Below are 24,549 nucleotides of genomic sequence, written 5' to 3'. Positions count from 1 at the left end.
GACGAAAAACTCAGTCGACGTACAGCGAGCTGACCGACTCACCGAAGGCGATGCGGCGCATCGTTTCGGCCAGCATTTCCGCCACGCTCAGCTGGCGGATCTTGCTGCACACCCGCGCGGCGTCCTTCAGCGGGATGGTGTCGGTCACCACCAGCTCGTCGAGCTGGGAATTGGTGATGTTGTCCACTGCCGGGCCCGACAGCACCGCGTGGGTGCAGTAGGCAGCGACCTTGAGCGCACCGCGCGCCTTCAGGGCAGCGGCAGCGGCGCACAGGGTGCCGGCGGTGTCGACGATGTCATCGACCATCACGCAGGTCTTGCCTTCGACGTCACCGATGATGTTCATCACGGTGGAGACGTTGGCGCGCGGGCGGCGCTTGTCGATGATCGCCAGGTCGGCGTCATCCAGGCGCTTGGCCACCGCACGGGCGCGGACCACGCCGCCCACGTCCGGCGACACAACAATCAGGTTCTCGGTGCCGTAGGCGCGCCAGATGTCGGCCAGCAGCAGCGGGGACGCATACACGTTGTCCACCGGAATATCGAAGAAGCCCTGGATCTGGTCGGCGTGCAGGTCGACGGTCAGCACGCGATCAGCGCCAGCGGTGCTGAACATCTTCGCCGCCAGCTTGGCGGTGATCGGCACGCGCGAGGAACGCATGCGGCGATCCTGGCGCGAGTAGCCGAAGTACGGCACCACGGCGGTCACGCTGGCCACCGATGCGCGCTTGAGCGCGTCGATCAGCACCAGCAGTTCCATCAGGTTTTCCGCGCTCGGCGCGCAGGTCGGCTGGATCACGAACACGTCCTGCTTGCGGACGTTCTCCTCGATCTCCACCTGCACTTCGCCATCAGAGAAGTGCGAGACCAGCGCCTTGCCCGGGCGAACCCCCAGTTCCTTGCAGATATTCTGCGCCAGACGTTTGTTGGCGTTGCCGGAAAAGACCAGCAGGTTCGGGGACTCTTGCATCATGATTGTCTCGGGCGGGGACGAGTGGCGGGGATCCGGAGTCGGCAAGGACCCTGATGGACCCTTGCTGCTGACAACACCGCGGTTGTTTCCACGTCCCGCGCGGGCGATGCGCTGGAAGGCGCGGACACAGCCGCTATTGGCAGGGGCGGTAGGATTCGAACCTACGAATGCCAGGATCAAAACCTGGTGCCTTGGGCCTCTTGGCGACGCCCCTGCAGTGATAAATCAGTGTTGCTCGAGTGCATCCAGCAGTGGCGAACGCGCAACGCCCGCTGCCACCCTTGCCCGCAACTCCTTCGGCAACTTCGACCGTCCCTGCTCTGCGGCAGACTGCGATGCGAACTCGACGAAACAACCACTTCCCGAACCGGTCAGCCGCGCCGTGCCGATGTCGCTCAACGCGGCGAACGCTGCCTCGACGGCAGGCTCACGGCGGCGCAGCACCGGTTCGAACACGTTCCCGACCAGGGTCCCGGAAGCGAAGTCCTCTATTTTCGCCACTGGGCTGTCGCGCGTCAAATCCGGGTCTGCGAACAGGGCCGGGGTGGGAACATGAACGCCCGGTTCGACCACCACGTACCAGGCCGGGGCCAGGGTGATCGGCTGCAGGCGCTCGCCCACGCCTTCGGCCCAGGCATTGCGGCCGCGCACGAACACCGGCACGTCCGCGCCCAGGCGCAGGCCCAGCGCGGCCAGCGCATCCTCGTCCAGACCTGCCCGCCAGAGCCGGTTCAGCACCACCAGCACGGTGGCGGCATCGGAGGAACCGCCGCCAAAGCCACCGCCGGCAGAAACGTGCTTTTCGACGATGATGTCGGCGCCTTGCGCGCTATTGACCGCGTCTTTCAGAAGCCGCGCGGCGCGTACCGCCAGGTCATCCGCCTCGGCCACGCCGGCCAGGCCGTCGCCCTGCCGGCGCACCTGGCCATCTTCACGCAGGCGCAGGCCAATGCGGTCGCCCCAGTCCAGCAGGCGGAACACGGTCTGCAGCTCGTGGTAGCCGTCGGCGCGGCGGCCGGTGATGTGCAGGAACAGGTTCAGCTTGGCCGGGGCCGGCCACCAGGACCAGCCCGCGTCATCGTGCCCGGCACTCATGGGGCGCCCTGCCCCCACTGGTCCACCAGCAGGCGCACCTTGGCGTCGCCATTGCTGGCCTCGATCCGGCGCGGCAGCGCCGGGCGCCCGGCCTCGGCCGGGTACCAGTCCAGGTACTGCACCTGCCAGCCCATCTGCTGCATGCGACGCGGCCGGCCTTCACCATCGCGCTCGACCTTCTCCGGACCGGCAGCATCGCCGGCCACCAGGCCACGGATCCACTGCGGCAGCTGGTTGACCGGGATGTCCCAGCCGGTCGCCTCCAGCAGCAGCTGCTGGGCGTCCTCGCCGTCACGCGGCCCGCCGGCCAGTCCCTCAAGGCGACCGGCTTCGGAATGGGTATCGCCGGTCAGCTTCCAGCTCTGCCGGGTCACCGGCGCGCTCAGCTCGACCACATAGCGGCGCCCTTCCTGCTTCCAGTCGATGCGACCGCTGCCGCCATCCTTGCCCTTGCTGACCGCGACCCGGCCCTGGAAGGCCCAGTCCGACTGTGCCTGCAGCGCGGCCACGCGCGCCGCCTCCGCCTGCGCCGCTTCGGCCGAAACAACCTCGACCACCGCCGGCGCCGGGGTCTTCTGCGTGCCCACGCTGGTACAGGCGGTCACCGCCAGGGTCACGGCCGCCAACAGCAGCGGCCGGATCAGGGAAACACTCATGGATTGAATTTCTCGCGGGCGCGCAGCAGCGCGCGGTTTTCAGGATCGAGCTTGGCCGCTTCTTCAAAGAAGTGGCGGGCCTCGTCATGCTTGCCCAGCACCCACAGCACTTCGCCGACATGGGCGGCGATCTCCGGGTCCTTGGCCAGGGTCCAGGCACGACGCAGCTGCACCAGCGCCTCTTCCTTGCGGCCCAGGCGATACAGCACCCAGCCATAGCTGTCGACGATGGCGGCGTTGTCCGGCTCAGCCACGCGGGCGCGGTCGATCAGCTCCAGTGCTTCCTGCAGGCGGCCGGTGCGATCGGCCAGGGTGTAGCCCAGCGCGTTCAAAGCCGGCACGTTCTCCGGGTCGGTCACCAGGATCTTGCGCAGGTCAGCCTCGGCGCGCGGAATGTCATCGCGGCGTTCCCAGGTGAGCGCACGGGCGTACAGCAGGCCGTTGTCATCCGGATAAGCGGCCAGGCCGCGGGCCAGCGCATCCAGTTCACCGGAACTGTCGTCGGCGCGCTGGCGCAGTTCCGCTTCCAGCAGGTAGGCGTCGCGGCGCACATCGTCGTCGACCACCGCATCGGACTGGATCGCGTGCACCTCATCCAGTGCCAGCGGCAGACGCCCGGCCAGGGCCTGGGCGTTGGCCGCACGCAGGCGCGCTTCGCTCAGCTCATCGCCGCCGGGCACGCTGTGATACCACTGCACCGCCTCGGGATAACGCTTCAGGTACTCGGCGATCTTGCCCAGCAGCAGGCGCTGCGCCGGGTCCGGCTTGGCCGCCTGCCGCGACAGTTCGTTGTAGAGGTTGGACAGCGCCGCCTTGTCGCCCTGCTTGGCCAGCAGCGAAGCGCGCATGCCCCAGGTCTGCACGTCCTGCGGGCCGAAGGCCAGCACGCGCTCGGCCGCGGACGGCTGGCCGAGGCTGTCGTAGGCAATGGCCACCGCATTGCGCAGTTCCGGGTCCTGGCGGGTCTTAGGCTCCACATCGTGCAGCAGCGACAGCGCCTTGCCGGTCTCCCCGGCCTGCTGCAGCTGGCTGGCACGCAGCAACGCCACACGCGGTTCTTCAGGGAAGCGCTTGACCACTTCATCGATCATGCGCCGCGCCAGTTCGGGCTTGTCCATGCGCAGGGCGAGGCGGCCGAACTCCTGCCAGGCTTCGATCTTCGGTGGAATGGCGTTGGCGTCGACCAGCTCACCCAGCACCTGCGCGGGCACCGCCGGATCGCGCCCCCCACCGATCAGGGCGGCCAGGGCAAACTTCCAACCGCGCTCGTCGGAGTCGGCCAGCAGGCCCTGCAGTTCGGTGCGGGCAGCCTTCACATCGCCCTGGCGCATGGCCAGCGCACCGGCCGCACTGCGCATGGTCAATGAGCGCGGGGCCCGCTGTTGCCACAGGGCCAGGCCCTTGGCGGCGCTGGCATCATCGTTGGCGAGCATGGAAATGCGGGTCGCACGCTCGGCCAGGCCGGCGTCGCCGTCGGTCTGCTGGGCCGCCTGCAGGTACCAGCGCGCGGCCTCAGCCAGCTTGCCGGCCTGCAGGGCGAACTCACCGGCCATCACCGGCTCCAGCGCCAGTTCCTCAGTGGCCGGGGCCCTTACAGGGGCCTTGGCCGGTACCGCCGCCAGGGCCTGGCTGCAGGCCAGGGACAGCAGCAGAACACTGGGGATGCGAATCAATGCGGGCATCGTCGGCATCGGGGCCTTAAAATGTCGTCCAATGGCCAGCAGCTTATCGCAAGCAACTGAACAATGACCCTGTGGGTGCTCGGACTGAATCACCAGACCGCACCGGTGGAGCTGCGCGAGCGCGCGGCCTTCGCCGGTGAGGCGTTGCCGCGCGCGCTCGGTTCGCTGCGCGATACCCCGCAGATCGCCGAGGCGGTGCTGCTGTCCACCTGCAACCGCACCGAGCTGTATGCCGTGGCCGATTCGGCACAGGCGCTGGACCAGTGGCTGCACACCCAGGCCGGCGACCTGCAGGGCTACCTGTACCAGCACGCCGATGCCGAGGCCGTGCGCCACCTGTTCCGGGTCGCCACCGGCCTGGACTCGATGGTGCTGGGTGAGCCGCAGATCCTCGGCCAGGTGAAGGATGCCTGGTCGACCGCGCGCGACCACGGCCTGCTCGGCCAGCGCCTGGACCGCCTGTTCCAGCAGACCTTCTCGGTGGCCAAGCGTGCGCGCACCGATACCCAGGTCGGCGCCAACCCGGTATCGGTGGCGTCGGCCGCAGTGCGCCTGGCGCAGAACGCGTTCGCCCGGCTGGACGATTCCACCGTGCTGCTGGTCGGTGCCGGCGAGACCATCGAACTGGCTGCACGGCACCTGAGCGAAGGCAAGGTACGCCGGCTGCTGATCGCCAACCGCACCCTCGCCCACGCGCAGGAACTTGCCAGCCGCCATGGCGGCGTGGCCCTGCCGCTGACCGAACTGGACCGCCACCTGGGCGAGGCCGACGTGGTGTTCTCGGCCACCGCTGCGCGCGAACCGGTGATCCATCGCGAGATGGTGGCCAAGGCCCTGCGCGCGCGCCGGCACAAGCCGATGCTGCTGTTCGACCTGGCCGTACCGCGCGACATCGAGGCCGAGGTCGGCACGCTCAACGATGCCTTCCTCTACACCGTGGACGATCTCGAGCGTGCGGTGGAAGACAACCGCCGTGGCCGCCGTGAGGCCGCCGCCGAAGCCGAGGCGATCATCGACCTGCAGGTGTCGCGCTTCGTCGAGACCCAGCAGGCCAGCGCCCACCAGGCGCCGCTGCGGCAGCTGCGCGCGTTCGGCGAAGCCACCCGCGCCGAGCTGCTGGAGCGCGCACGCCAGCAACTGGCCAACGGCAAGCCGGCCGATGAAGTGCTGGAGCTGCTTGCCCACGGCCTGACCAACCGCCTGCTGCATCCGCCGACCGCCGCCCTGCGTGCGGCCGCGCTGAGTGGCGATGCCGACCTGACCCGCGCCGCCGAGCGCCTGTTCCCGGCCACGCCGGGTTACCGCCACCCACCCGTGAGACCCGATGACGCCGACCCTGCGCCGTAAGCTGGAAGCGCTGGCCGAGCGCCGCGAAGAACTGGAACGCCTGCTCGCCGAACCCGATGTGGTCGCCGACAACACTCGTTTCCGCGACCTTTCGCGCGAATTCGCCCAACTTGAACCGATCGCCATCGCCCTGGCTGATGAAGCCCGTGCCAAGGCCGATCTGGCAGCCGCCGAAGGCATGCGCGCCGACCCCGACCTGCGCGAGCTGGCCGACGAGGAAATCGCTGCTGCACAGGCGCGCCTGCAGGAACTGGAGCAGGAGCTGGCGCTGCTGCTGGTGCCGCGCGACCCGCGCGACGAAGGCAACCTGTTCCTGGAAGTGCGCGCGGGTACCGGCGGCGACGAGGCAGCGATCTTTGCCGGCGACCTGTTCCGCATGTACGCCCGCTACGCCGAACGCCAGGGCTGGAAGGTCGAGATCGAATCGGACAGTCCGGGCGAGCACGGCGGCTACAAGGAAGTGGTGGCGCGCGTGGTCGGCCGTGGAGCGTTCTCGCGCCTGAAGTTCGAATCGGGTACGCATCGCGTGCAGCGCGTGCCAGCCACCGAATCTCAGGGCCGCATCCACACCTCGGCGGCCACCGTAGCGATCATTCCCGAGGCCGATGAGGTCGATGACATCGTCATCAACCCGGCCGACCTGAAGGTGGATACGTTCCGCTCGTCCGGTGCCGGCGGCCAGCACGTGAACAAGACCGAATCGGCCATCCGCATCACCCACGTGCCGACCGGCGTGGTGGTGGAATGCCAGACCGAGCGCAGCCAGCACGCCAACCGCGACAAGGCGATGAAACGCCTGAAAGCACAACTACTGGACGCCGAGCGCCAGCGCCAGGACGCGGCGCAGGCCGAATCGCGGCGCCTGCAGGTCGGCAGCGGCGACCGCAGCCAGCGCATCCGCACCTACAACTTCCCGCAGGGCCGGATCACCGACCACCGCGTGGAAGGCCTGACGCTGTACGACCTGCCCAACGTACTGGCCGGCGACCTCGATCCGCTGCTGCAGCGGCTCAGCCACGAGCACCAGGTCGACGCCCTGGCCCAGCTGTCGGCGGGCTGAGCACGATGACGGCCTGGCAGCAGCGACAGCACCTGCAACAGGCGATTGCACGCCAGCCCGGCGACTTCGTCGCCTGGGTCATGCTGGCCGATGTGGAACTGGAAGCCGGCGACATCGCTGCCGGCGAACAGGCCGCGCGACGTGCCCTGCAGCTGCGCCCGAATCACCCTGAAGCACTGGCACGGTTGGGTCGCGTGGCCTGGATGGCCGGCGCGCATGCCGACGCGGCGAAGCTGCTCGGCCAGGCCTCGGCGCTGGCCCCGCAGCACCCCGGCATCGCGTTGTGGCTGGGCCATGCGCTGGAAGATGCCGATGATGCAGAAGGCGCGGCGGCGGCCTATCGCCGTGCACATGCGCTGATGCCGGACGAACCCTATATCGCCGCGCAGCGCCTGGCCTGGCAGCGTCGCCTCTGCGACTGGCAGGACGTGGATGCGCTGGCCACACAGGTGCGTGGCGCCCTGGCCACCGGGCAAGGCGTGGTCGAACCGTTCGCGTTCCTCAGCGAGGATGCCAGCGCGGCCGAACAGCTGGCCTGCGCGCGTGCACGCGCCGCAGTGGTTGCTTCGGGGGTACGTCCCCTTCCTGCCGTGAAGGTGCGCGCGCACGGCCCCCTGCGCGTCGGTTTCCTTTCCAATGGTTTTGGCGCCCATCCCACCGGGCTGCTGACCGTGGCCCTGTTCGAGCAGCTGCGTCATGACCCGGCGTTGCAGCTGCATCTGTTCGCGTTGAACCGCGACGACGGCAGCCGCATCCGCCAGCGCCTGCAGACGGCCACACAGCTGCATGATGTGGCTGGCCTGCGCCATGCAGACACTGCCGCGCGCATCCGCGCACAGGGCATCGACCTGTTGTTCGACCTGCGCGGCTGGGGCGGCGGCGGCACGCCGGAAGTGCTGGCGATGCGCCCTGCCCCGCTGCAGTTGAACTGGCTGGCTTATCCGGGCACCTCGGGCGCGCCGTGGATGGATGCGGTGATCGGCGATGCCTTCGCCCTGACACCCGCACTGGAGCCGCACTACAGCGAACGCGTGCTGCGCCTGCCGCGCGCCTTCCAGCCGTCGGACAACACGCGCGTGCTGAAGCCTGCGCCGAGCCGTGCCGACTGCGGCCTGCCCGAACAGGGCGTGGTGTTCTGCTGCTTCAACAACAGCTACAAGCTCAACCCGCGCAGCATGGGCCGCGCCTTCGCCATTCTGCAGGCAGTGCCCGGCAGCGTGCTGTGGCTGATGTCCGGCCCCGGCCAGGCCGATGCGCGCCTGCGTGCCGCCGCACAGACCGCAGGCCTGGACCCGGCGCGCCTGGTGTTCATGGCCAAGCTGCCGCATCCGCTGTACCTGGCCCGATATCAGCTGGCCGACCTGTTCCTGGACACGCATCCTTACAACGCCCACACCACCGCCTCCGATGCGCTGTGGGCCGGCTGCCCGGTGCTGACCTGCCCCGGCGACACCTTCGCCGCGCGCGTGGCCGGCAGCCTCAACCACCATCTGGGGTTGGCACGGATGAATGTCGCCGACGATGCCGGGTTCATCGCCACCGCCAGCGCGCTGGGCAACGATCCGGCAGCACTGGCGGCGTTGCGCGCTGAACTGGCACAGGCACGCGAAGACAGCGGCCTGTTCGACATGGCCGGATTTGCCCACGACCTTTCGGCGCTGCTGCAGCATCTGGCGGGCGAACAGGGCTGGCAGGGCCTCGACATCGGCTGAGCGATCCCTGCGCTACGCTCGGGATTCCTCCCCGCGTGGTGTGACGATGACCAAGCTCAAGCGCAAGGACTACGACGAACTGCTGCTGCCTTTGCAGCTGGAACTGACCGCCATGGCGCGCTGGGTGCAGCACAGCGGGCAACGCCTGCTGGTGCTGTTCGAGGGACGTGATACCGCAGGCAAAGGCGGCGCGATCCAGGCCATCTGCCAGCACCTCAACCCGCGCCAATGCCGGGTGGTGGCGCTGCCCAAGCCCACCGACCGCGAAGCCACGCAGTGGTACTTCCAGCGCTACGCCTCGCACCTGCCGGCCGCCGGCGAGATCGTGCTGATGGACCGCAGCTGGTACAACCGCGCAGGCGTCGAGCGGGTGATGGGCTATTGCAGCGAAACCGAGTACCAGCAGTTCCTGCATCAGGCGCCGGTGTTCGAACAGCTGCTGGTGGACGACGGCATCCTGCTGTTCAAGTACTGGCTGTGCGTGGACCAGGAGCAGCAGGAAAAGCGCTTCGCCGAGCGCCACCTCGATCCGCTGAAGGGCTGGAAGCTCTCTCCGGTGGACCTTAAATCACGCAGCAAGTACAGCGCTTACACCGAGGCCCGCGAGGCAATGCTGCGCGCGACGCATCGTGAGGCGGCGCCGTGGACGCTGGTGGATTTCAACGACCAGCGGCTGGGCCGGCTGACCCTGGTGCGCAACCTGCTGGACCGGCTGCCGGATACGCGCGTGGACGCGCCTTTGCCGGAGCTGCCGAAGCTGAAGGGCAAGCTGCATCGCGAGCACTACGATGTGCTGAAGCCGATCGAGGATTTCCCGGTCGAGGAATAGGGTGGGTCGGCAGGGCCTGCGGCCCTGCACCTGCCGAAGCCAGAGCAACGGCAACAGCCGGCTCTGGGAGTTTTGCTTGTTGGCTGGGGTGGTGTGGGTTGGCAGGACACGCCGTAAACCCATCCATGGGGGCTCGATGGCGCCATCCATGGCGCCAACGGTCCTGCCAACCCACACCACCCCATCCCCGACGGATTTCCGGTGACGGAGGTAGATCCACGCCATGCGTGGATGAATCTCCATTGAAATCGAATATTTCGACAATTGAACGAAGAGCATCCACGCATGGCGTGGATCTACGTGTCGACCAGGGTCGACACCCACCAAGAGCAGTCCATGCATTCCGACAGATCGCGGAGAACTGTCGAAGGCGGGGTGGGTCCGGTGGCGGGGGCGTGAGCCGCATGGATGCGGCGACCGAGCTTACATGGACGTACTTGCAGCGGCCCCCGCAACCGGACCCACCCCGCCATCCCTCAGGAGACCCGCCGTTGCTTCGGCTGTTGCTCTTGCTGTTGCCTTGGCTCGTAGCGGGTGCAGGGCCTCAGGCCCTGCCGACCAACCCACTACTTGGCAGCAGCGATCTGCTTTTCGATGTCGGCGGCCGTCACCGGGCCGAGGAAGCTGTGCGCCAGCTTGCCCTGCGGGTCCAGCAGGTGCGTCAACGGCAAACCACGCGGCGTGGCGAAATCCGCCGGCGGGTCGAACGGGTCCACGATCACGATCGGATAGGTCACCGGATGCTTGGTCAGGAACGACTGCATCTCCGGCACCTCGATGTCTTCATAGGCCAGGCCGACCACCTCGATGTTGCTGCGCATCGCGTGCAGCGCCGACAGCTCCGGCATTTCCTTGCGGCACGGTGCACACCAGGTCGCCCAGAAATTCACCACCACCCACTTGCCGCGATGCGCGGCCAGGTCGTAGTCGCTGCCATCCACTGCCTTCATCTTCAGCGTCGGGAACTCGGCGGTGGTGCGCTCGGCCGGGGTTTCATCGACCGGTGCCGGAGTGGTCGGCGTCGGCGCCTGTGCCGGTGGCTGGCTGCTGGCGGGGGTCGGCTCCTGGGCCGGCTTGCAGGCCGACAGCGCCAGCAGCAGGGCCAGCGGGAGCAGCAACGGGGTCTTGTGGGTCATGGCATGTCTCCGGAATCGGTGTAGATATCGCTGACCTTGCGCTTGAGGCGTTCGCGCAGGGGCAGCCGCAGATCGTCCAGTGCCGCCAGCGCAGCACGGCCCAGGCTGTCGTCGCGGTAGGGCAGATGCTGCTCGGCTACCGGGATGCGCAGCTGGGTGCATTCGTACAGATCGGCCAGGCTCACCTGGTCCAGGTCGCGCGAGAGCAGCCATTCGCCGCGTTCATCGCGGCGCAACAGGCCGATTTCCTGCAGGTTGCAGGCCAGGTCCTGCAGCAGCGAGTCGGTCAGCATCGGCTCCAGACGCAGGATTTCATCGTCGGCCAGGCCCTTGCCCTTGGCACGTGCATGGTGGAAGCGGCCGAGCAGGCGCAGCAGGCCATAGAACTCGTAGCCCTGCGGCAGGCGCAGTTCCACCGGCTGGTAGCGGAAGGCCGCCATCGACGAGGACAGCGACGCGCCCAGCAGCACCGCCACCCAGCACAGGTAGATCCACAGCAGCAGGATCGGCACGAACGCCACCGTGCCGTAGAGCTTCTGGTAGGACTGGAAACTGCCCAGATAGGCGCCGATGCCCCACTTCACCAGTTCCAGGATCACCGCCGCGAGAATCGCGCCGGGCACCGCGTGCCGCCATTTCACGGTGTGGTGCGGCACCACCCGGAACATCAGCGTGATGCAGACGAACTCGATCAGGATCGGCGCCAGCCGCAGCGCGAACTCGGCCAGCCAACGACCTTCCTGGGTCCCGAACAATGGCATCGCGAACACACGCGCCGACACCGCCAGCGAAGCGGCAGCGAGCATCGCGCCCAACGTCAGCACGGTCCAGTAGACCAGGAAGCGGGTCAGCTTGGGCCGGGTCGAACCGACCCGCCAGATCTGGTTGAAGGTCTCTTCAACGCTGTTGAGGGTGATCAGCAGCGATACCACCAGCGCGATGAAGCCAGCGGCGGTGAGCTGGCCGGCACTGGCCGAGAACTGCCGCAGGTAGCCCTCCGCCGCACGCGCGGCGTTGGGCACGAAGTTGGAGAAGACGTAATCGCTGAGCTGGTCGCTCCAGCGGTCGAAGACAGGGAAGGCCGAGAGCACGCCGAACACCACGATGGCCAGCGGCACCAGCGCGAACACCGTGGTGTACGCCAGCGCCGCCGCTGCCTGGAACAGGCGGTCGTCGAGGAAGCGATGCCACAGGAAGCGGCCGAAACTGATGGCCCGTGCGCGATCCCGCGCGCGCTCCATCCACAGGTTGAGCGTATCCAAAGGTTCCATCGGCGAAAGGGTACCCGATGCGGAATGCTCGCAGGATAGCCATACTGGTGGCCACACGACGAGGAGAAGCGGGCACGATGGGCGAGATTCTGGTGCTGTACTACAGCCGGGGCGGTTCGGTGGCACGGCTGGCGCGCCAGATCGCGCGGGGCATCGGCGAAGTGCCGGGCATGACCGCGCGCCTGCGCACGGTGCCGCCGGTGGCTGCGGTGACCCAGACCGCGCAGCCGCCGGTACCCGACGATGGCGCCCCCTACGTGAGCGTGCAGGACCTGGTCGAGTGCCAGGGCCTGCTGCTCGGCAGTCCCACCCGCTTCGGCAACATGGCAGCCCCGGTGAAGCACTTCCTCGACGGGCTGGGCGCCGAATGGGTCAACGGCACCCTCTCCGGCAAGCCAGCCGGCGTGTTCACCTCCACCGCCTCGATGCATGGCGGGCAGGAATCGACCCTGCTGTCGATGCAGGTGCCGCTGCTGCATCACGGCTGCGTGATCGTCGGCATCCCGTTCACCGAGCCGGCGCTGAGCCACACCACCAGTGGCGGCACGCCCTATGGCGCCAGCCACGTCGCCGGTGCCGCCGACGACCCGCAGCCGACCGACGACGAGGCGGTGTTGGCGCGCGCGCTGGGCCACCGGGTGGCCGACATCGCGCAGCGGCTGGCCCGATGAGCGCCGCGCCGCGCACGGTCCTGCTGCTGGCCCTGATGGGGCTGGCCGCGCTGTTCGCCGGCTGGTTCATCAATGACAAGCACTGGCTGGCCACCCAGCTGGTGTTCACCGCGCCGCCACTGGCACTGGCCATCGCACTGCGCCTGGGCTGGCGCAAGGCCGGTTTCTGGGCCTCGGTGCTGGCCCTGGGCTGGTTCAGCCACGGCGTGATGAGCGCCTGGAGCCACCCGGAGACGCGCTGGCTGGCGCTGATCGAGATCGCGCTGGCCCTGCTGGTGATCTTCAGCACCAGCCTGCCAGGGCTGCGCGCCCGCTTCGGCAAGCGACGCTGACGCTGCGCCCGCCGGGCCGTATCATCTGTGTTCCTGGCCCCGCGCCGCTGCACCTGTCCTGGTTTCGCGCATGCACATGATGGAAGAGCTCCTGGTCGTCACCACCGGTGGCACGATCGACAAGATCTACTTCGACGACAAGTCGGACTACCAGATCGGCGACCCCCAGATCGGCATGATCCTGCGCGAGCTGGGCGTGACGTTCCGCTTCAACGTGATTCCGATCCTGCGCAAGGATTCGCTGCACATCAACGATGAAGACCGCGAACTGATCCGCGCCACCATCGCCGCGCAGCCGACCCGGCACGTGCTGGTGACCCACGGCACCGATTCGATGGTGCAGACCGGCAAGGTGCTGGCGACGATCCCGGACAAGACCATCGTGATGACCGGCGCGCTGAGCCCGGCGCGTTTCCGCGGTTCGGATGCGGAGTTCAACATCGGCTGCGCGATCGGTGCGGTGCAGTCGTTGCCGAGCGGCGTGTACATCGCGATGAACGGGCGGATTTTCGACCCGCAGCACGTGCGCAAGAACGTGGCCGCGAACCGCTTCGAATCGGTTTGAGGAACGGCGTGCCGACCAAGGTCGGCACCCACCACGACGCGGCGGCACGCACCACCGCGCGGCCCCATGAAAAAACGCCCCGGCCTAAGCCGGGGCGTGCCCATGGAGAGGGACTTGGGCTCAGTACTGGGCGCTGAGGGTCAGGCCCGAGAAGGTGCTGTACGCCTTCACCCGCACATACCAGGTGCCGGCGGCCGGGCTGTTGATGGTGCAGGTCTCGCTGTTGCCGCTCAGGTACGGACGGCAGGTGTAGGTGGTATCGGTCGGGGCACTGCCCTGGCGCACGTACAGGTCGGCATCACCGCTGCCGCCACTGATCGCCACGCGCAGCTGGCTGCTGCCGGCCGGAACCGCAACGGTGTAGTTCAGCTCGGCACCGGTGGCGGCGCCCAGGCCGGTCACCGGCACGTTGTTCTGCAGCACGTTGCCACCCGGGTTGGTGCCACCGCCGTTGATCGCGGCAGCCACCGCGGCATTGGCGTCGATGATGCCGGCGCCGCAGCCACCCGAGCAGGCGCCCGGCAGCGGGCGTGCGGTGCTCTTGATGATGCTCTCCACCTGCGCTGGGCTCAGCGGGCTCGGGGCTACGGATTGCATCAGCGCGACCACGCCGGCCACGTGCGGTGCCGCCATCGAGGTGCCGTTGTACGAAGCGTAGCTGGCACTGCCCGGGGTGGTGGTGCCGCTGTTGAGGGTGGACAGGATGCCCTGGCCCGGTGCCGAGATATCGATGCCGTTGCCATAGTTGGAGAAGCTGGCACGCGCACCGGCCGAGGTGGTGGCCGCCACTGCGATCACGTTCGGGCAGTTGGCCGGCACCGACGAGGACACGTTGGTGTTGCTGTTGCCGGCGGCGACCACCACGGTGGTGCCACGGCCGACAGCGCCATTGATCGCGTTCTGGTAGGTGGTCGAGCAGCTGCCACCGCCGCCCAGCGAGAGGTTGATGACCTCGGCCGGATTGGCATTGGCCGGCACGCCACTGACGCTGCCGCCGGAGGCCCACACAATCGCGTCGGCGATGTCAGAGGTGTAACCGCCGCACTTGCCGAGTACGCGCACCGGCACGACCTTGGCGTTGAATGCGGTACCTGCCACGCCGGTGCTGTTGTTGGTCACCGCCGCCACCGTACCGGCGACGTGGGTACCGTGCCAGCTGGAGTTCGAACCCGGGTAGCCCGCCTGGCACTCGTTGTCGCCGTACCAGTCGCCCTCATCGTTCGGGTTGTTGTCGCGGCCGTTGCCGTCGCGCGCCATCGCCGCATCGCTGATGAAGTCGTAGCCCGGCAGGATGTTGGCATTGAGGTCGGCATGGTTGGTGATGCCGGTGTCGATCACCGCCACGACCACACCGGTGCCGGTGGCCTTGTCCCAGGCCGGCCGGATGTTGATGCCGGCATTGGAGGTGCCAAAGCCCCATTGCTCGCTGAAGCGGGTGTCGTTCGGGGTCAGCGTGGCACGCATGATCTGGTCGACTTCAACGTATTCCACGTTCGGGTCGGCGGCCAGCTTGCGCATCAGCTGCTCGGATTCGGCCTGGTCGAGCGGACGATCGGTCTTGACCAGGGTCGGGCCGACGGCCAGCTTGCGGACCTGCTGCAGGCCCAGCGCGCGGCCCTGGCTGCTGGCCAGGCCGGCGGCGGCACTTTTCAGTGAAGAGGCCAGTGCGGTGGTGTTGGCCACCGGCGCGCTGCCGTCGCGGTACTTCACGATGAAGCGCTGGTGGGTCGGCGCGGACTGCAGGCCGCTGAGCTGGACATCACCGGCCAGCGCAGGCGTGGCCAGCAGCAGCGATGACAGAACGGACGCACCAAGGACCACCCACACTCGACGCACACGCGGTTGCGTTACCTGGGACATCGTATTTCCCTTTCTTGTGGTGTGAATGCCGGAATCGGCAGAAGCACCGGCCCGAACCCTGGGCTGGCTTGCATTGGCGAGGTTCGAAGTCCGGCGAGCCAGCGGATCCCCCTTCCGATCCGCCGTGCAGATGACGCTAAAGACCAAAACCGGACACCACAAGATTTTCAGCGTCTTTTCAGCAAGATGAAATGTCCGTTCTGAGACTTCCCGGGTCGAGGGTTTGTGAAGGTGAAGGAACTTTCTCGTGCCCTGCACGCACCTGACTGGGTCATCACATGTCCTGCGATGACTTTGCCGACATCGGCGTCCACTGCTGGCACCAACGACCGCGGAGCGCCTGCCCGCCGCGTCGGACGCGCTGACTACTTTGCCTGCGGAACGCGCGCCGGCCGGATGCGCTGCCCTTTGACCGGCTCGCCGCGTGCAACCGGCTGGCCATCGGCCACGTAGCCGGAGAACTGTGCCGGCAACGCTTCGCCGACACCGAACACGGGCCCGGCCTGCAGCTGGTAGTGCAGGTGCGGCTCGGAGGAGTTGCCGCTGTTGCCACAGTCACCGAGGTGCGCGCCGCTGCGGACAACCTGTCCCTGCGCAACGCGCACACTGCCCTGGCGCAGGTGCGCCAGCACCGAGTACTCCTCATTGCCGTGGTCGAGGATGACGCGGTTACCGGTGAGCTGGGCGGCATTCATCTGGCCCGGCACGTTGTCGGCCACACCCTCGATCACTTCCACCACCGTGCCATCGGCTGGCGCGAGGATCGGGCGACCGAAGCAGTAGTAGTCATCGTTGCGCAGCCCATCGCCACGGTGCGAGCGGCCATCGCGGAGCACCAGCAGATCCAGCGCGAAGCGCTGGCCGGCATGGGCCGCATGGTAGTTCTGTTCGACAGTACGCCCGCCCCAGAACACGAAGTACTCATCGTCGAACGGCAGTTGCAGCCGTGTGCGGGTCTGGTAGTCGAGGAACCCGCTCGCCGCTGCCTGCGGCGGTGTGGTCTGTAGCGGGCGGATGTAGAAGCCGCCGATCCGCCCTTCGGCATCGATGGCCCACAGCACCTGGATGATGGCCGGGCTCCTGGCGAAGCGCGCCTGCCGCAGATAGGTGTCGAATCCATCAACCTTCTCGACCTTCTCACTGACCAGCCCGGTTTCTGCGCCCCAGCCCGCCAGCACCTGCTCGCGCAGCGCCACCAGGCTCTGCGGGGACTGCAGCCCCGCCTGCATCTGCGGCGTCATCCGTTCCCACAGTGCGTCGACGTGCCCTTCGTAGAACTGCGTGGTCAGCGTGGCGCCTTGTTGGCGCGGATCTGTGGCCGCAGCCGCACTGGTGAGAGCAGAGAAGGAAACAACCAGAACTGCAAACAGGCGCAGAAGCAATGTCATGTCAGGGGTCCTTTCGATCCGGATCGGGAAGGCCGGCAACGATGGCCGCCAGCTGCGTGCGGTACTCGGCCAGGGCAGTGCGGCCCCTCGGCGTCAACTGCAAGGTGGTCAGTGGGCGCTTGCCGCGGAACGACTTGTCGATGGCGACCAGACCTGCCGCCTCAAGCTTGCTCAGATGGCTGGAGAGGTTGCCCTTGCTCAACCCGCTGAGATGCTCGACAAATCCGAACTCGGCAGATTCGGCACCTGCCAGGATCGACAGGATCAGCAGGCGCGCCGGCTCGTGGATCAAGCGGTCGAGCTGGAGCAGCGCTCTGGAATCAGGCAGCTGGGTCATTCGACGTTCGTCCGCGCCGCCATGAACGCGCGCATCTCCACCTGCAGCCGCTGGAAGCGCTGGTGGTCACGCCAGCCGACCACGATCAGTGCGATGGATGCCAAGGGGAACACCGCGGTGCTCGGGCCGAAGCCGTACGCCTGCCCGGTGAAGGCCAGCGCGGCCTGGCACAGCAGGAACACGCCCACGATGAACTCCAGCGGTGTCCGCAGCCAGCGCCACACCACCCAGGGCAACAATGCCACCACGACCAGGTAGCCAATGGCGCGCAGGTCCCAGGCGCGTTCGCCCATCGGTACCAGCCGGGTCAGCACGCTGCCGATCACCAGCACGCTTACCAGCGCGGTGAAGGCGATGAAGAAGCGCTGGAAATTGCGTTCGACCGGCGTGACCTGCTCTTCGACCTGGCCCAGCCGCTGGTAGTAGCGGCGTGCCATCCATTGCTTGCCGACGATCCACAGCACCGGCACGGCAATCAGCACGATGCGCAGCGCCAGGGTGGTCGGCAACAGAGCGCCGGCAAGAAACGAGGCCAGGCAGGCGATGCCGCCTGCCATCGCCGACAGGCCCCCGGCACTTCGCGAATACCGCGAGTATTCACGGGTCAGCGCCTGCAGGCGCGAGGAAGGATCAATGACGGATGGCTGCTGCATGACACGCTCCATCGGGGTCGCTTGAACTTAGTTTGCGTTGCAAACCTATTTGCGTCAAGTAATCACCTGCTGCGGTCTGGCGGGCGGGCCCACAACGCAGAAAGCCCGTCACTGGGACGGGCTTTCCAGAGGCGCAGTCGAGCATGGCTCGACGCTACGGTTCGGTGTGGGTGATCAGCCCAGCTTGACCAGCCAGTTGTGGCGGTCCGGCAGGCGGCCGTACTGGATGTCGGTCAGTTCCTTGCGCAGCGACATGGTCACTTCGCCGGCCGGGGCGTTGATGTCCCCCACCGAGAAGCCCTCGCCCTTCAGCTGGCCGATCGGGGTGACCACCGCCGCGGTGCCGCAGGCGAACACTTCGGCGATCTCGCCGGAGGCAACGCCGTCCTTCCACTCGTCGATGCTGACCTTGCGCTCTTCGACCTTCATGCCGCGGTCGCGGGCCAGCTGCAGGATGCTCTCGCGGGTAATGCCCTCAAGGATGCTGCCCGAGAGCTGCGGGGTGACCAGCGTGCCGTCCTTGTAGACCAGGAACACGTTCATGCCGCCCAGTTCTTCCAGGTACTTGCCTTCCACCGGGTCGAGGAACAGCACCTGCGAGCAGCCCTGTGCCTGCGCCTTCTGCTGCGGCAGCAGCGAGGCGGCGTAGTTGCCACCGCACTTGGCGGCGCCGGTGCCGCCCTTGGCCGCACGTGCGTACTCGGTCGACAGCCAGATCGACACCGGTGCGACGCCCTTGGCGAAGTACGGGCCGGCCGGGCTGGCGATGACGTAGTAACCGGCCTTGTGCGCGCCACGCACGCCGAGGAAGGCTTCGTCGCCGATCATGAACGGACGGAAGTACAGGCTCGACTCATCGGCCGACGGCACCCAGGCGCTGTCGACGGCGATCAGCTGCTTCAGCGATTCGACGAAGATTTCCACCGGCAGTTCCGGCAGCGCCAGGCGCTGCGCCGAACGCTGCAGGCGACGGCCGTTGGCATCCGGGCGGAAGGTCCAGATCGAACCGTCGGCATGGCGGTAGGCCTTGATGCCTTCGAAGATTTCCTGGCCGTAATGCAGCACGGCTGCAGCCGGGTCCAGCTGCAGCGGGCCGTAGGCGCGCACGTTGGCGTTGTGCCAGCCGGTGTCCTTGTCCCAGCGCACTTCCACCATGTGGTCGGTGAAGTGCAGGCCGAAGCCCGGCTTCTCCAGGATCTGGGCGCGCTCTTCAGCGCTGCGCGGGTGGTCCGAACGGGTGACGGCGAAGCTGGGAATGGACTGGGACACCGGAGATTTCCTGTTCTGGTTGCGGGTAATGCCGGGCCCGCGTCACTGCGGGCCGTGGGTCAAAGCATGCCGGTCTCGAGCCGGGCCGCCTCGGACATCATGTGCTGGTTCCACGGCGGGTCGAACACCAGGTCGACGTCGGCCTCGGCCACCGTCGGGATCATTTCGAGCTTGCTGCGCACGTCGTCGACCAGGATCTCGCCCATGCCGCAGCCCGGTGCGGTCAGGGTCATTTTCACGTCGATCTCGCGCTTGCCTTCGTCCAGGTGCTTGATCTCGACTTCGTAGACCAGGCCCAGTTCGACGATGTTCACCGGAATTTCCGGGTCGAAGCAGGTGCGCAGCTGCTGCCACACCAGCTGTTCCACCTGTTCATCCGTGGCATCGGCGGGCAGCTCCAGCGGTGCCGGCGCCTCCTTGCCGATGGCGTCGCCGTCCTTGCCGGCGATGCGGAACAGGTTGCCCTCGACAAACACCGAGTAACTGCCACCCAACGCCTGGGTGATGTACCCATAGCTGCCGGCAGGCAGGGTCACGGTATCGCCCTGCGGGACCATCACGGCCTCGCAATCGCGTTCGAAGTGGACAGGTTCGCTGCTACGGGAATACATGGGGACCGATATGGGGCCGTGGCCGGGGCCACGCAAGACGGCATTCTAGCCCAGCCGCCCTGCGGCCGCCGGTGCACTGCGGCAAACCACAGTATCCTGTGGGTGATCTTCAGGGAGCTTCGATGTCCTCCAATGCCGCGCGTGCCAGGACCGTGACCTGGCTCTGGCCCATCATGCTGTTGCTGGGTCTGGTTGTTGCTCCCCTTGCCTGGATGGTGCTGGCGCTGATGACCGGCCGGCAGGTCGGCTGGATGGCGGTACTGACCGCCCTGGAACTGGTGTTCATGCTGCGCATGGGTACGCTGGGCCCGGGCCGGTTGCGCATCGCGCTGGTCGTGCTGGGCACGCTGCTGGTGGCCGCCGTGGCCAACTGGGCCATCGCTAGCGCCTGGATGGGCGGCTCGATCGGGCTGGATCTGTGGGACGCCACGATGCGGATGGGCCCGCACCTGGCCTGGACCCTGATCACCCTCGCCAATGGCGCAATGGAATGGCTGTGGCTGGCCCTGGGCGTGGCCGTGGGCGCCTGGCTGGCGCGCTGACCGCGCAGATCCACGTCACGCGTGGATGAGGGTAGCGCCGGGCCATGCCCGGCGAGCGCAGCGGTCCGCGCACGAAACGCCGCCGGGCATGGCCCGGCGCTACCGGTACGGCCTCAATGCCCGCCGTCGAGCGCCTTCAGTTCGCTCACCAGCGAGGCTGCCGCTTCCGCACCGTCGCCGTACAGCATGCGGGTGTTGTCGGCGTAGAACAGCGCATTCTCGATGCCGGCAAAGCCGGTGCCCTTGCCACGCTTGATCACCACCACGTTGCGCGCGTTGACCACGTCCAGCACGGGCATGCCGTAGATCGGGCTGGCCGGGTCGGTGCGCGCCACCGGATTGACCACGTCGTTGGCACCGATCACCAGCACCACGTCGGTGTTGGCGAACTCTGGGTTGATGTCGTCCATGTCGGCGATCAGGTCGTAGGGCACGCCCGCTTCGGCCAGCAGCACGTTCATGTGCCCGGGCATGCGCCCCGCCACCGGATGGATCGCGAACTTCACCTTCACCCCACGCTGGCCAAGCCGCTGCGCCAGTTCCCAGATCTTGTGCTGCGCCTGCGCTACCGCCATGCCGTAGCCGGGCACGATCACCACGCGCTCGGCGTAGGCCATCATCGCCGCGACATCCGACGCTTCAATCGGCTTCTGCGCACCCGTGATCGCCTGCGCTTCCCCGCCGGCACCGCCGCCGAAGTTGGAGAACAACACGTTGCGGATCGGCCGGTTCATCGCCTTGGCCATCAGCCGGGTCAGCAGGATGCCCGCCGCGCCGACCATCATGCCGGCGATGATCAATGCCTCATTGCCCAGCACGTAGCCTTCGAACGACACCGCCAGGCCGGTGAAGGCGTTGTACAGCGAGATCACCACCGGCATGTCGGCGCCGCCGATCGGCAGCGTCATCAGCACGCCCAGCGCCAGTGCCAGCACGAAGAAGGCGACGATCGCCCAGGTGTGGAGCGTGCTCGCGGCGATGATCGCCAGCACCACCACCGCCAGTGCCACCAGCAGGTTCATCACCTGCTGGCCGGGCCAGGTCACGCGCTTGTCCAGGCGCCCATCCAGCTTGGCCCAGGCGATCACCGAGCCGGACAGCGACACCGCACCGATGGCCGCGCCGACCACCGCCAGCAGCAGCACCATGCCCGACGGCTGCCGTGCGGCCAGGTCGGCCAGCGCCTGCGCGCTCCAGTGGCTGGTATCGCGGTTGGCCAGGAAGGCGTAGCGCAGCAGTTCCACTGCACCGATCGCCGCCGCCGAGCCACCGCCCATGCCGTTGTACAGCGCCACCATCTGCGGCATGTCGGTGATGGCAACCTTGCCGGCCGACCACCAGGCCAGGCCGGCGCCGAGCAGCAGCGCCACCAGGATCAGCGGCATGTTGTGCAGTTCGGGCAGGAAGAACGTCGCCACCGTGGCCAGCAGCATGCCCAGCCCGGCCCAGCGGATGCCGCTGCGCGCAGTCAGCGGCGAGGCCATGCGCTGCAGGCCCAGCAGGAACAGCGTGGCGGCGACGAGGTAGCTGGCCTTGACCAGCCAATCGAGCAGTTCGACGGTGCTGATGTTCAAGCCTGCGGCTCCTTCGACTCGTCCTTGCCGCCCTTGGGCGCGCTCGGCTTGAACATTTCCAGCATGCGCGCGGTGACCACGTAGCCACCGGCGGCGTTGCCGGCACCGAGCACCACGGCGAGGAAGCCCAGCGCTTTCTCCAGCGGTGTCTGCGCATGCCCCAGCACCACCATCGCACCGATCAGCACGATGCCGTGGATGAAGTTGGAGCCCGACATGAGCGGGGTATGCAGGATCACCGGCACCCGCGAAATGATCACGTGGCCGGCGATGGCTGCCAGCATGAAGATGTACAGCGCTACGAACCCGTCACTCACTGGCAACGCTCCTGCTCTGTCTTCGTCGTCCCATCATAACCATGGGCTGAACCCGGTGCGCGCCCGGCGTCAACCGAAGCCGCGCTCACGCGTTGTCGATGGTGACCCCGAGCGAGGAACCGTACCCTGTGCTGGTGAGCAGCCCCGTCCCCCCGAGCGCCGAGACCGATGCCCTGCCGGCGTCGCTGGAAGCGTTCCTGGCCAGCGTCGGCCCGCGTGCGTTCCGCTTCGCCGAGGCGGGCCTGCGCCAGCGCGAAGACGCCATGGACGCGGTGCAGGACGCGCTGCTGCGCATGCTGGACTACGCCGACAAGCCGGCGGCCGAATGGGCGCCGCTGTTCTGGAGCATCCTGCGCCGGCGCGTGATCGACGTGCAGCGCCGGCGCCGCTTCCGCCTGCCGTTCTGGCGCGACAACCAGGACGCGGAAGGCGGCGGGATCGATTGGGCCGATCCCGGCCCGGACCCGGCACAGGCGCATGAACAGCGCCAGCAGTACCAGCAGCTGGTGGACGCGTTGCGCCGCCTGCCCGCCCGCCAGCGCGAAGCCTTCACCCTGCGCGTGCTGCAGGACCTGGACGGGGCCACCACCGCCCGCGCCATGGGCTGCAGCGAAGGCGCGGTAAAAACCCATCTGGCACGCGCCCGCCAGGCGCTGCAGGATTACCTGGAGATCCACCCGTGAACCGCTCCCTGCCTTCCGATGACACCCTGCGCAGCCTGCACGCACAGTCGCTGCACGCGCTGTCGCCGGCGACGCTGGCCAGGCTGCGCCAGGCTCGCCACGGCGCCACGGCCGCCCATCGCGGGCGCTGGCGCTGGTGGCTGGCCAGTGCCTGTTCGCTGGTGGTGGCACTGGGTATCGGCCTGCAGTTCAGCGGCCATGGCACGCTGACGGGCTCCGCGCCGGCACCTGTGCATGCCTCGGTGGAAGACAACAGCGCGCTCTACGAGGAAAATCCCGATCTGTACCTGTGGCTGGGCGATACCGACCTGGCGATGGAGTGAACCATGCCCCGATTCAATCTCCTGCCGCTGCTGCTGACCCTGTCGCTGCTGCCGGCCCTTCCGGCACTGGCGCAGAGCGCCGCGCCCGCCACTGCCGCACGCCCCGCACCGCTGCCGGCTTGGGAACAGTTGAGTGAAGCACAGCGGGAATCCCTGCTGGCACCGCTGCGCGACCGCTGGAACAGCGCCGATGCCGGCCAGCGCCAGCGCATGCTCTCGCATGGCCAGCGCTGGCAGTCGATGAGCCCTGAGGAACGCGACAAGGCCCGGCGTGGCCTGCGCCGCTTCGAGCACATGAACCCGGAACAGCGTGAGCAGGCCCGGGCCCTGTTCGGCCAGATGCGGGATCTGCCGCCCGCGCAGCGCGACGCACTGCGCGAGCGCTGGTCGCAGATGACGCCGGAACAACGCAAGGACTGGGTGCGCGAGAACCCGCCGCCGGCGAAGCCGCGGTAACGCCTCCGCTTCGGTAGCGCCGGGCCATGCCCGGCGGATTTCCGCATACCGCTGCGCTCGCCGGGCATGGCCCGGCGCTACCGACTCACGCCAGCCAGCGTGTCTTGGCCAGCAGCTCGTCGTCCCAGTCGAAACCGAGCTGGCCTTCGCGCACGAACAGCGCGACGAAGTTGAGCAGGTTGCGCGCATACATCTCGCTGGCCTGCGTTGCACCGCGGCTGGCCAGGCCCAGCGGGCCATCGATGGTCACGCCCCGATGCTCGATGCACTGCCCCGGCTGGGTCAGTGCGCAGTTGCCGCCGCTCTCCGCCGCCAGATCCACGATCACGCTGCCGGTGGCCATGCCTTCCACCATTGCGGCAGTCACGATCGTCGGCGCCGGTCGCCCCGGTACCGCAGCGGTGCAGATCACCACATCCACACCACGCAGGTGGTCGGCCAGGCGGCGCTGCTGCTCGGCTCGCTCTTCATCGGTCAACGCGCGCGCGTAACCGCCCTCGCCCGCCGCGCTCACCCCGAGGTCGAGAAAGCGCGCGCCCAGCGACTGGATCTGCTCGCGGGTTTCCGGGCGCACGTCGAAGCCTTCCACCTGCGCACCAAGACGCCGGGCAGTGGCAATGGCCTGCAGGCCCGCCACGCCCGCACCGATCACCAGCACCTTGGCCGGTCGCACGGTGCCGGCAGCAGTGGTCAGCATCGGGAAGAAACGGGGCGCGCGTTCGGCCGCGATCAGCGCCGCCTTGTAGCCGGCCATGCCGGCCTGCGAACTGAGCACGTCCATCGCCTGCGCGCGGGTGGTGCGCGGCAGCTGCTGCAGCGGGAACAGCTGCAGGCGGTCGCCAGCGGCCAATGCCGCAAGCGCCGGATCACTGGCCGGGGCCAGCAGGCCAACCACGCTGGCAGCGGGCTTGAGCTGCTCCAGGACCAACGCCGGCGGCGCCTGCACGCACAACAGGATATCGATCTCGCCCCAACGGCCCGCGTCGAACACACGTGCGCCGGCATCGTCATAGGCCGCATCGGTGAAGCCTGCGGCCAAGCCGGCGCCAGCCTCGTACCAGACGGTAATGCCGAGGGCACCGAGCTTGCGCGCGGTTTCCGGCGTCAACGCCACGCGCCGTTCGCCCGGCGCGGTCTCCTTGATCCCCAGCAACGCCACGGCCATGCAGGTCCCCGCTGATCGGTGAGTTTTCCCGATCCTAGCAGG

Annotated in this window: 26 protein-coding genes and 1 tRNA gene; 11 read left to right on the top strand and 16 right to left on the bottom strand. The window is 67.9% G+C overall.

Annotation, left to right across the window (positions count from 1 at the left end; genetic code table 11):
- Nucleotides 1–10: 10 nt before the first annotated feature.
- From GOC52_RS03630 to GOC52_RS03610, 5 genes are all read right to left on the bottom strand, one after another.
- Nucleotides 11–970, bottom strand: a complete 960-nt coding sequence (locus tag GOC52_RS03630) for a ribose-phosphate diphosphokinase (RefSeq protein ID WP_005415400.1) — start codon at nucleotides 968–970, stop codon at nucleotides 11–13.
- Between the two features lie 140 nt (nucleotides 971–1,110).
- Nucleotides 1,111–1,187 (bottom strand) — tRNA-Gln (locus tag GOC52_RS03625).
- A gap of 11 nt (nucleotides 1,188–1,198) precedes the next feature.
- Nucleotides 1,199–2,068 (bottom strand): 4-(cytidine 5'-diphospho)-2-C-methyl-D-erythritol kinase, encoded by an 870-nt coding sequence (ispE, locus tag GOC52_RS03620; protein ID WP_043403181.1) that lies wholly within the window; start codon nucleotides 2,066–2,068, stop codon nucleotides 1,199–1,201.
- A complete protein-coding gene (lolB, locus tag GOC52_RS03615; RefSeq protein ID WP_043403178.1) occupies nucleotides 2,065–2,724 on the bottom strand; it encodes a lipoprotein insertase outer membrane protein LolB in 660 nt (219 codons plus the stop codon). Before lolB ends, ispE begins: the two co-directional genes overlap by 4 nt.
- Complete coding sequence (locus tag GOC52_RS03610; RefSeq protein ID WP_177178908.1) at nucleotides 2,721–4,406, bottom strand: tetratricopeptide repeat protein; 1,686 nt, start codon at nucleotides 4,404–4,406, stop codon at nucleotides 2,721–2,723. The genes lolB and GOC52_RS03610 overlap by 4 nt, the downstream gene beginning before the upstream one ends.
- A gap of 63 nt (nucleotides 4,407–4,469) precedes the next feature.
- On the opposite strand from GOC52_RS03610, the gene hemA reads away from it, so the two are divergent.
- Genes hemA through ppk2 form a run of 4 tightly spaced genes read left to right on the top strand, consistent with a single transcriptional unit; the run spans nucleotide 4,470 to nucleotide 9,354 of the window.
- Nucleotides 4,470–5,753: a glutamyl-tRNA reductase gene (hemA, locus tag GOC52_RS03605; RefSeq protein WP_010481752.1), complete on the top strand. Its 1,284-nt coding sequence runs from the start codon at nucleotides 4,470–4,472 to the stop codon at nucleotides 5,751–5,753.
- Complete coding sequence (gene prfA / locus GOC52_RS03600) at nucleotides 5,731–6,813, top strand: peptide chain release factor 1 (protein WP_010481754.1); 1,083 nt, start codon at nucleotides 5,731–5,733, stop codon at nucleotides 6,811–6,813. Before hemA ends, prfA begins: the two co-directional genes overlap by 23 nt.
- Nucleotides 6,814–6,818: 5 nt before the next feature.
- Complete coding sequence (locus GOC52_RS03595; protein WP_043403171.1) at nucleotides 6,819–8,525, top strand: O-linked N-acetylglucosamine transferase, SPINDLY family protein; 1,707 nt, start codon at nucleotides 6,819–6,821, stop codon at nucleotides 8,523–8,525.
- Between the two features lie 46 nt (nucleotides 8,526–8,571).
- Entirely contained in the window at nucleotides 8,572–9,354 is a 783-nt protein-coding gene (ppk2, locus tag GOC52_RS03590; protein WP_191850687.1) for a polyphosphate kinase 2, read from the top strand.
- Between the two features lie 566 nt (nucleotides 9,355–9,920).
- On the opposite strand, the gene GOC52_RS03585 is transcribed toward ppk2, so the two are convergent.
- Both GOC52_RS03585 and GOC52_RS03580 read right to left on the bottom strand, forming a co-directional pair.
- Nucleotides 9,921–10,490: a TlpA family protein disulfide reductase gene (locus GOC52_RS03585; RefSeq protein WP_043398175.1), complete on the bottom strand. Its 570-nt coding sequence runs from the start codon at nucleotides 10,488–10,490 to the stop codon at nucleotides 9,921–9,923.
- The gene (locus GOC52_RS03580; RefSeq protein ID WP_019338135.1) at nucleotides 10,487–11,761 is read right to left on the bottom strand and encodes a YihY family inner membrane protein; all 1,275 of its coding nucleotides are present in this window, start codon (nucleotides 11,759–11,761) and stop codon (nucleotides 10,487–10,489) included. The genes GOC52_RS03585 and GOC52_RS03580 overlap by 4 nt, the downstream gene beginning before the upstream one ends.
- A gap of 77 nt (nucleotides 11,762–11,838) precedes the next feature.
- Between GOC52_RS03580 and wrbA the strand changes: the two genes are divergently transcribed.
- From wrbA to GOC52_RS03565, 3 genes are all read left to right on the top strand, one after another.
- Nucleotides 11,839–12,432, top strand: coding sequence for an NAD(P)H:quinone oxidoreductase (wrbA, locus tag GOC52_RS03575; protein ID WP_010481764.1), 594 nt, complete (start codon nucleotides 11,839–11,841; stop codon nucleotides 12,430–12,432).
- Nucleotides 12,429–12,764 carry a DUF2069 domain-containing protein gene (locus tag GOC52_RS03570; RefSeq protein WP_043398172.1) on the top strand — a complete coding sequence of 112 codons (336 nt, stop codon included), beginning with the start codon at nucleotides 12,429–12,431 and terminating at the stop codon, nucleotides 12,762–12,764. Before wrbA ends, GOC52_RS03570 begins: the two co-directional genes overlap by 4 nt.
- Before the next feature lie 79 nt (nucleotides 12,765–12,843).
- Nucleotides 12,844–13,329, top strand: coding sequence for an asparaginase domain-containing protein (locus tag GOC52_RS03565; RefSeq protein ID WP_010481766.1), 486 nt, complete (start codon nucleotides 12,844–12,846; stop codon nucleotides 13,327–13,329).
- Nucleotides 13,330–13,449: 120 nt separating this feature from the next.
- Here GOC52_RS03565 and GOC52_RS03560 read toward each other — a convergent pair whose 3' ends face one another.
- From GOC52_RS03560 to sufT, 6 genes are all read right to left on the bottom strand, one after another.
- Nucleotides 13,450–15,189: a S8 family peptidase gene (locus GOC52_RS03560; protein ID WP_049480234.1), complete on the bottom strand. Its 1,740-nt coding sequence runs from the start codon at nucleotides 15,187–15,189 to the stop codon at nucleotides 13,450–13,452.
- A 365-nt stretch (nucleotides 15,190–15,554) separates the two neighbouring features.
- On the bottom strand, nucleotides 15,555–16,577 hold the full coding sequence (locus tag GOC52_RS03555) for a M23 family metallopeptidase (RefSeq protein WP_043398166.1): 1,023 nt from the start codon (nucleotides 16,575–16,577) through the stop codon (nucleotides 15,555–15,557).
- A 1-nt stretch (nucleotide 16,578) separates the two neighbouring features.
- Nucleotides 16,579–16,914 carry a transcriptional regulator gene (locus GOC52_RS03550; protein WP_010481771.1) on the bottom strand — a complete coding sequence of 112 codons (336 nt, stop codon included), beginning with the start codon at nucleotides 16,912–16,914 and terminating at the stop codon, nucleotides 16,579–16,581.
- Nucleotides 16,911–17,567 (bottom strand): hypothetical protein, encoded by a 657-nt coding sequence (locus tag GOC52_RS03545; protein ID WP_043398163.1) that lies wholly within the window; start codon nucleotides 17,565–17,567, stop codon nucleotides 16,911–16,913. Before GOC52_RS03545 ends, GOC52_RS03550 begins: the two co-directional genes overlap by 4 nt.
- Before the next feature lie 174 nt (nucleotides 17,568–17,741).
- Entirely contained in the window at nucleotides 17,742–18,836 is a 1,095-nt protein-coding gene (locus tag GOC52_RS03540; protein ID WP_010481775.1) for a branched-chain amino acid aminotransferase, read from the bottom strand.
- A 59-nt stretch (nucleotides 18,837–18,895) separates the two neighbouring features.
- The gene (gene sufT, locus GOC52_RS03535) at nucleotides 18,896–19,447 is read right to left on the bottom strand and encodes a putative Fe-S cluster assembly protein SufT (RefSeq protein WP_005415385.1); all 552 of its coding nucleotides are present in this window, start codon (nucleotides 19,445–19,447) and stop codon (nucleotides 18,896–18,898) included.
- A gap of 122 nt (nucleotides 19,448–19,569) precedes the next feature.
- Between sufT and GOC52_RS03530 the strand changes: the two genes are divergently transcribed.
- Nucleotides 19,570–19,989: a hypothetical protein gene (locus GOC52_RS03530; protein ID WP_010481778.1), complete on the top strand. Its 420-nt coding sequence runs from the start codon at nucleotides 19,570–19,572 to the stop codon at nucleotides 19,987–19,989.
- Between the two features lie 113 nt (nucleotides 19,990–20,102).
- Here the strand turns inward: GOC52_RS03530 and GOC52_RS03525 are convergent, their stop codons facing one another.
- A complete protein-coding gene (locus tag GOC52_RS03525) occupies nucleotides 20,103–21,563 on the bottom strand; it encodes an NAD(P)(+) transhydrogenase (Re/Si-specific) subunit beta (RefSeq protein WP_043398156.1) in 1,461 nt (486 codons plus the stop codon).
- Nucleotides 21,560–21,880 carry an NAD(P) transhydrogenase subunit alpha part 2 gene (locus GOC52_RS03520; RefSeq protein WP_019338116.1) on the bottom strand — a complete coding sequence of 107 codons (321 nt, stop codon included), beginning with the start codon at nucleotides 21,878–21,880 and terminating at the stop codon, nucleotides 21,560–21,562. Before GOC52_RS03520 ends, GOC52_RS03525 begins: the two co-directional genes overlap by 4 nt.
- Nucleotides 21,881–21,978: 98 nt before the next feature.
- On the opposite strand from GOC52_RS03520, the gene GOC52_RS03515 reads away from it, so the two are divergent.
- The 3 genes from GOC52_RS03515 to GOC52_RS03505 are packed head-to-tail and all read left to right on the top strand — an operon-like array spanning nucleotide 21,979 to nucleotide 23,342.
- On the top strand, nucleotides 21,979–22,563 hold the full coding sequence (locus tag GOC52_RS03515; protein WP_019338115.1) for an RNA polymerase sigma factor: 585 nt from the start codon (nucleotides 21,979–21,981) through the stop codon (nucleotides 22,561–22,563).
- A complete protein-coding gene (locus GOC52_RS03510) occupies nucleotides 22,560–22,886 on the top strand; it encodes a hypothetical protein (RefSeq protein ID WP_191850685.1) in 327 nt (108 codons plus the stop codon). Before GOC52_RS03515 ends, GOC52_RS03510 begins: the two co-directional genes overlap by 4 nt.
- Before the next feature lie 3 nt (nucleotides 22,887–22,889).
- Entirely contained in the window at nucleotides 22,890–23,342 is a 453-nt protein-coding gene (locus tag GOC52_RS03505) for a DUF3106 domain-containing protein (protein ID WP_043398150.1), read from the top strand.
- 85 nt (nucleotides 23,343–23,427) lie between these two features.
- On the opposite strand, the gene GOC52_RS03500 is transcribed toward GOC52_RS03505, so the two are convergent.
- Nucleotides 23,428–24,507 carry an NAD(P) transhydrogenase subunit alpha gene (locus GOC52_RS03500; protein ID WP_043398145.1) on the bottom strand — a complete coding sequence of 360 codons (1,080 nt, stop codon included), beginning with the start codon at nucleotides 24,505–24,507 and terminating at the stop codon, nucleotides 23,428–23,430.
- Between the last annotated feature and the right edge of the window lie 42 nt (nucleotides 24,508–24,549).

It is taken from the genome of Stenotrophomonas sp. SXG-1, assembly GCF_014083965.1.
GTDB classification, from domain to species: Bacteria; Pseudomonadota; Gammaproteobacteria; order Xanthomonadales; family Xanthomonadaceae; genus Stenotrophomonas; species Stenotrophomonas geniculata.
This window is presented reverse-complemented; position numbering and strand designations above follow the sequence as displayed.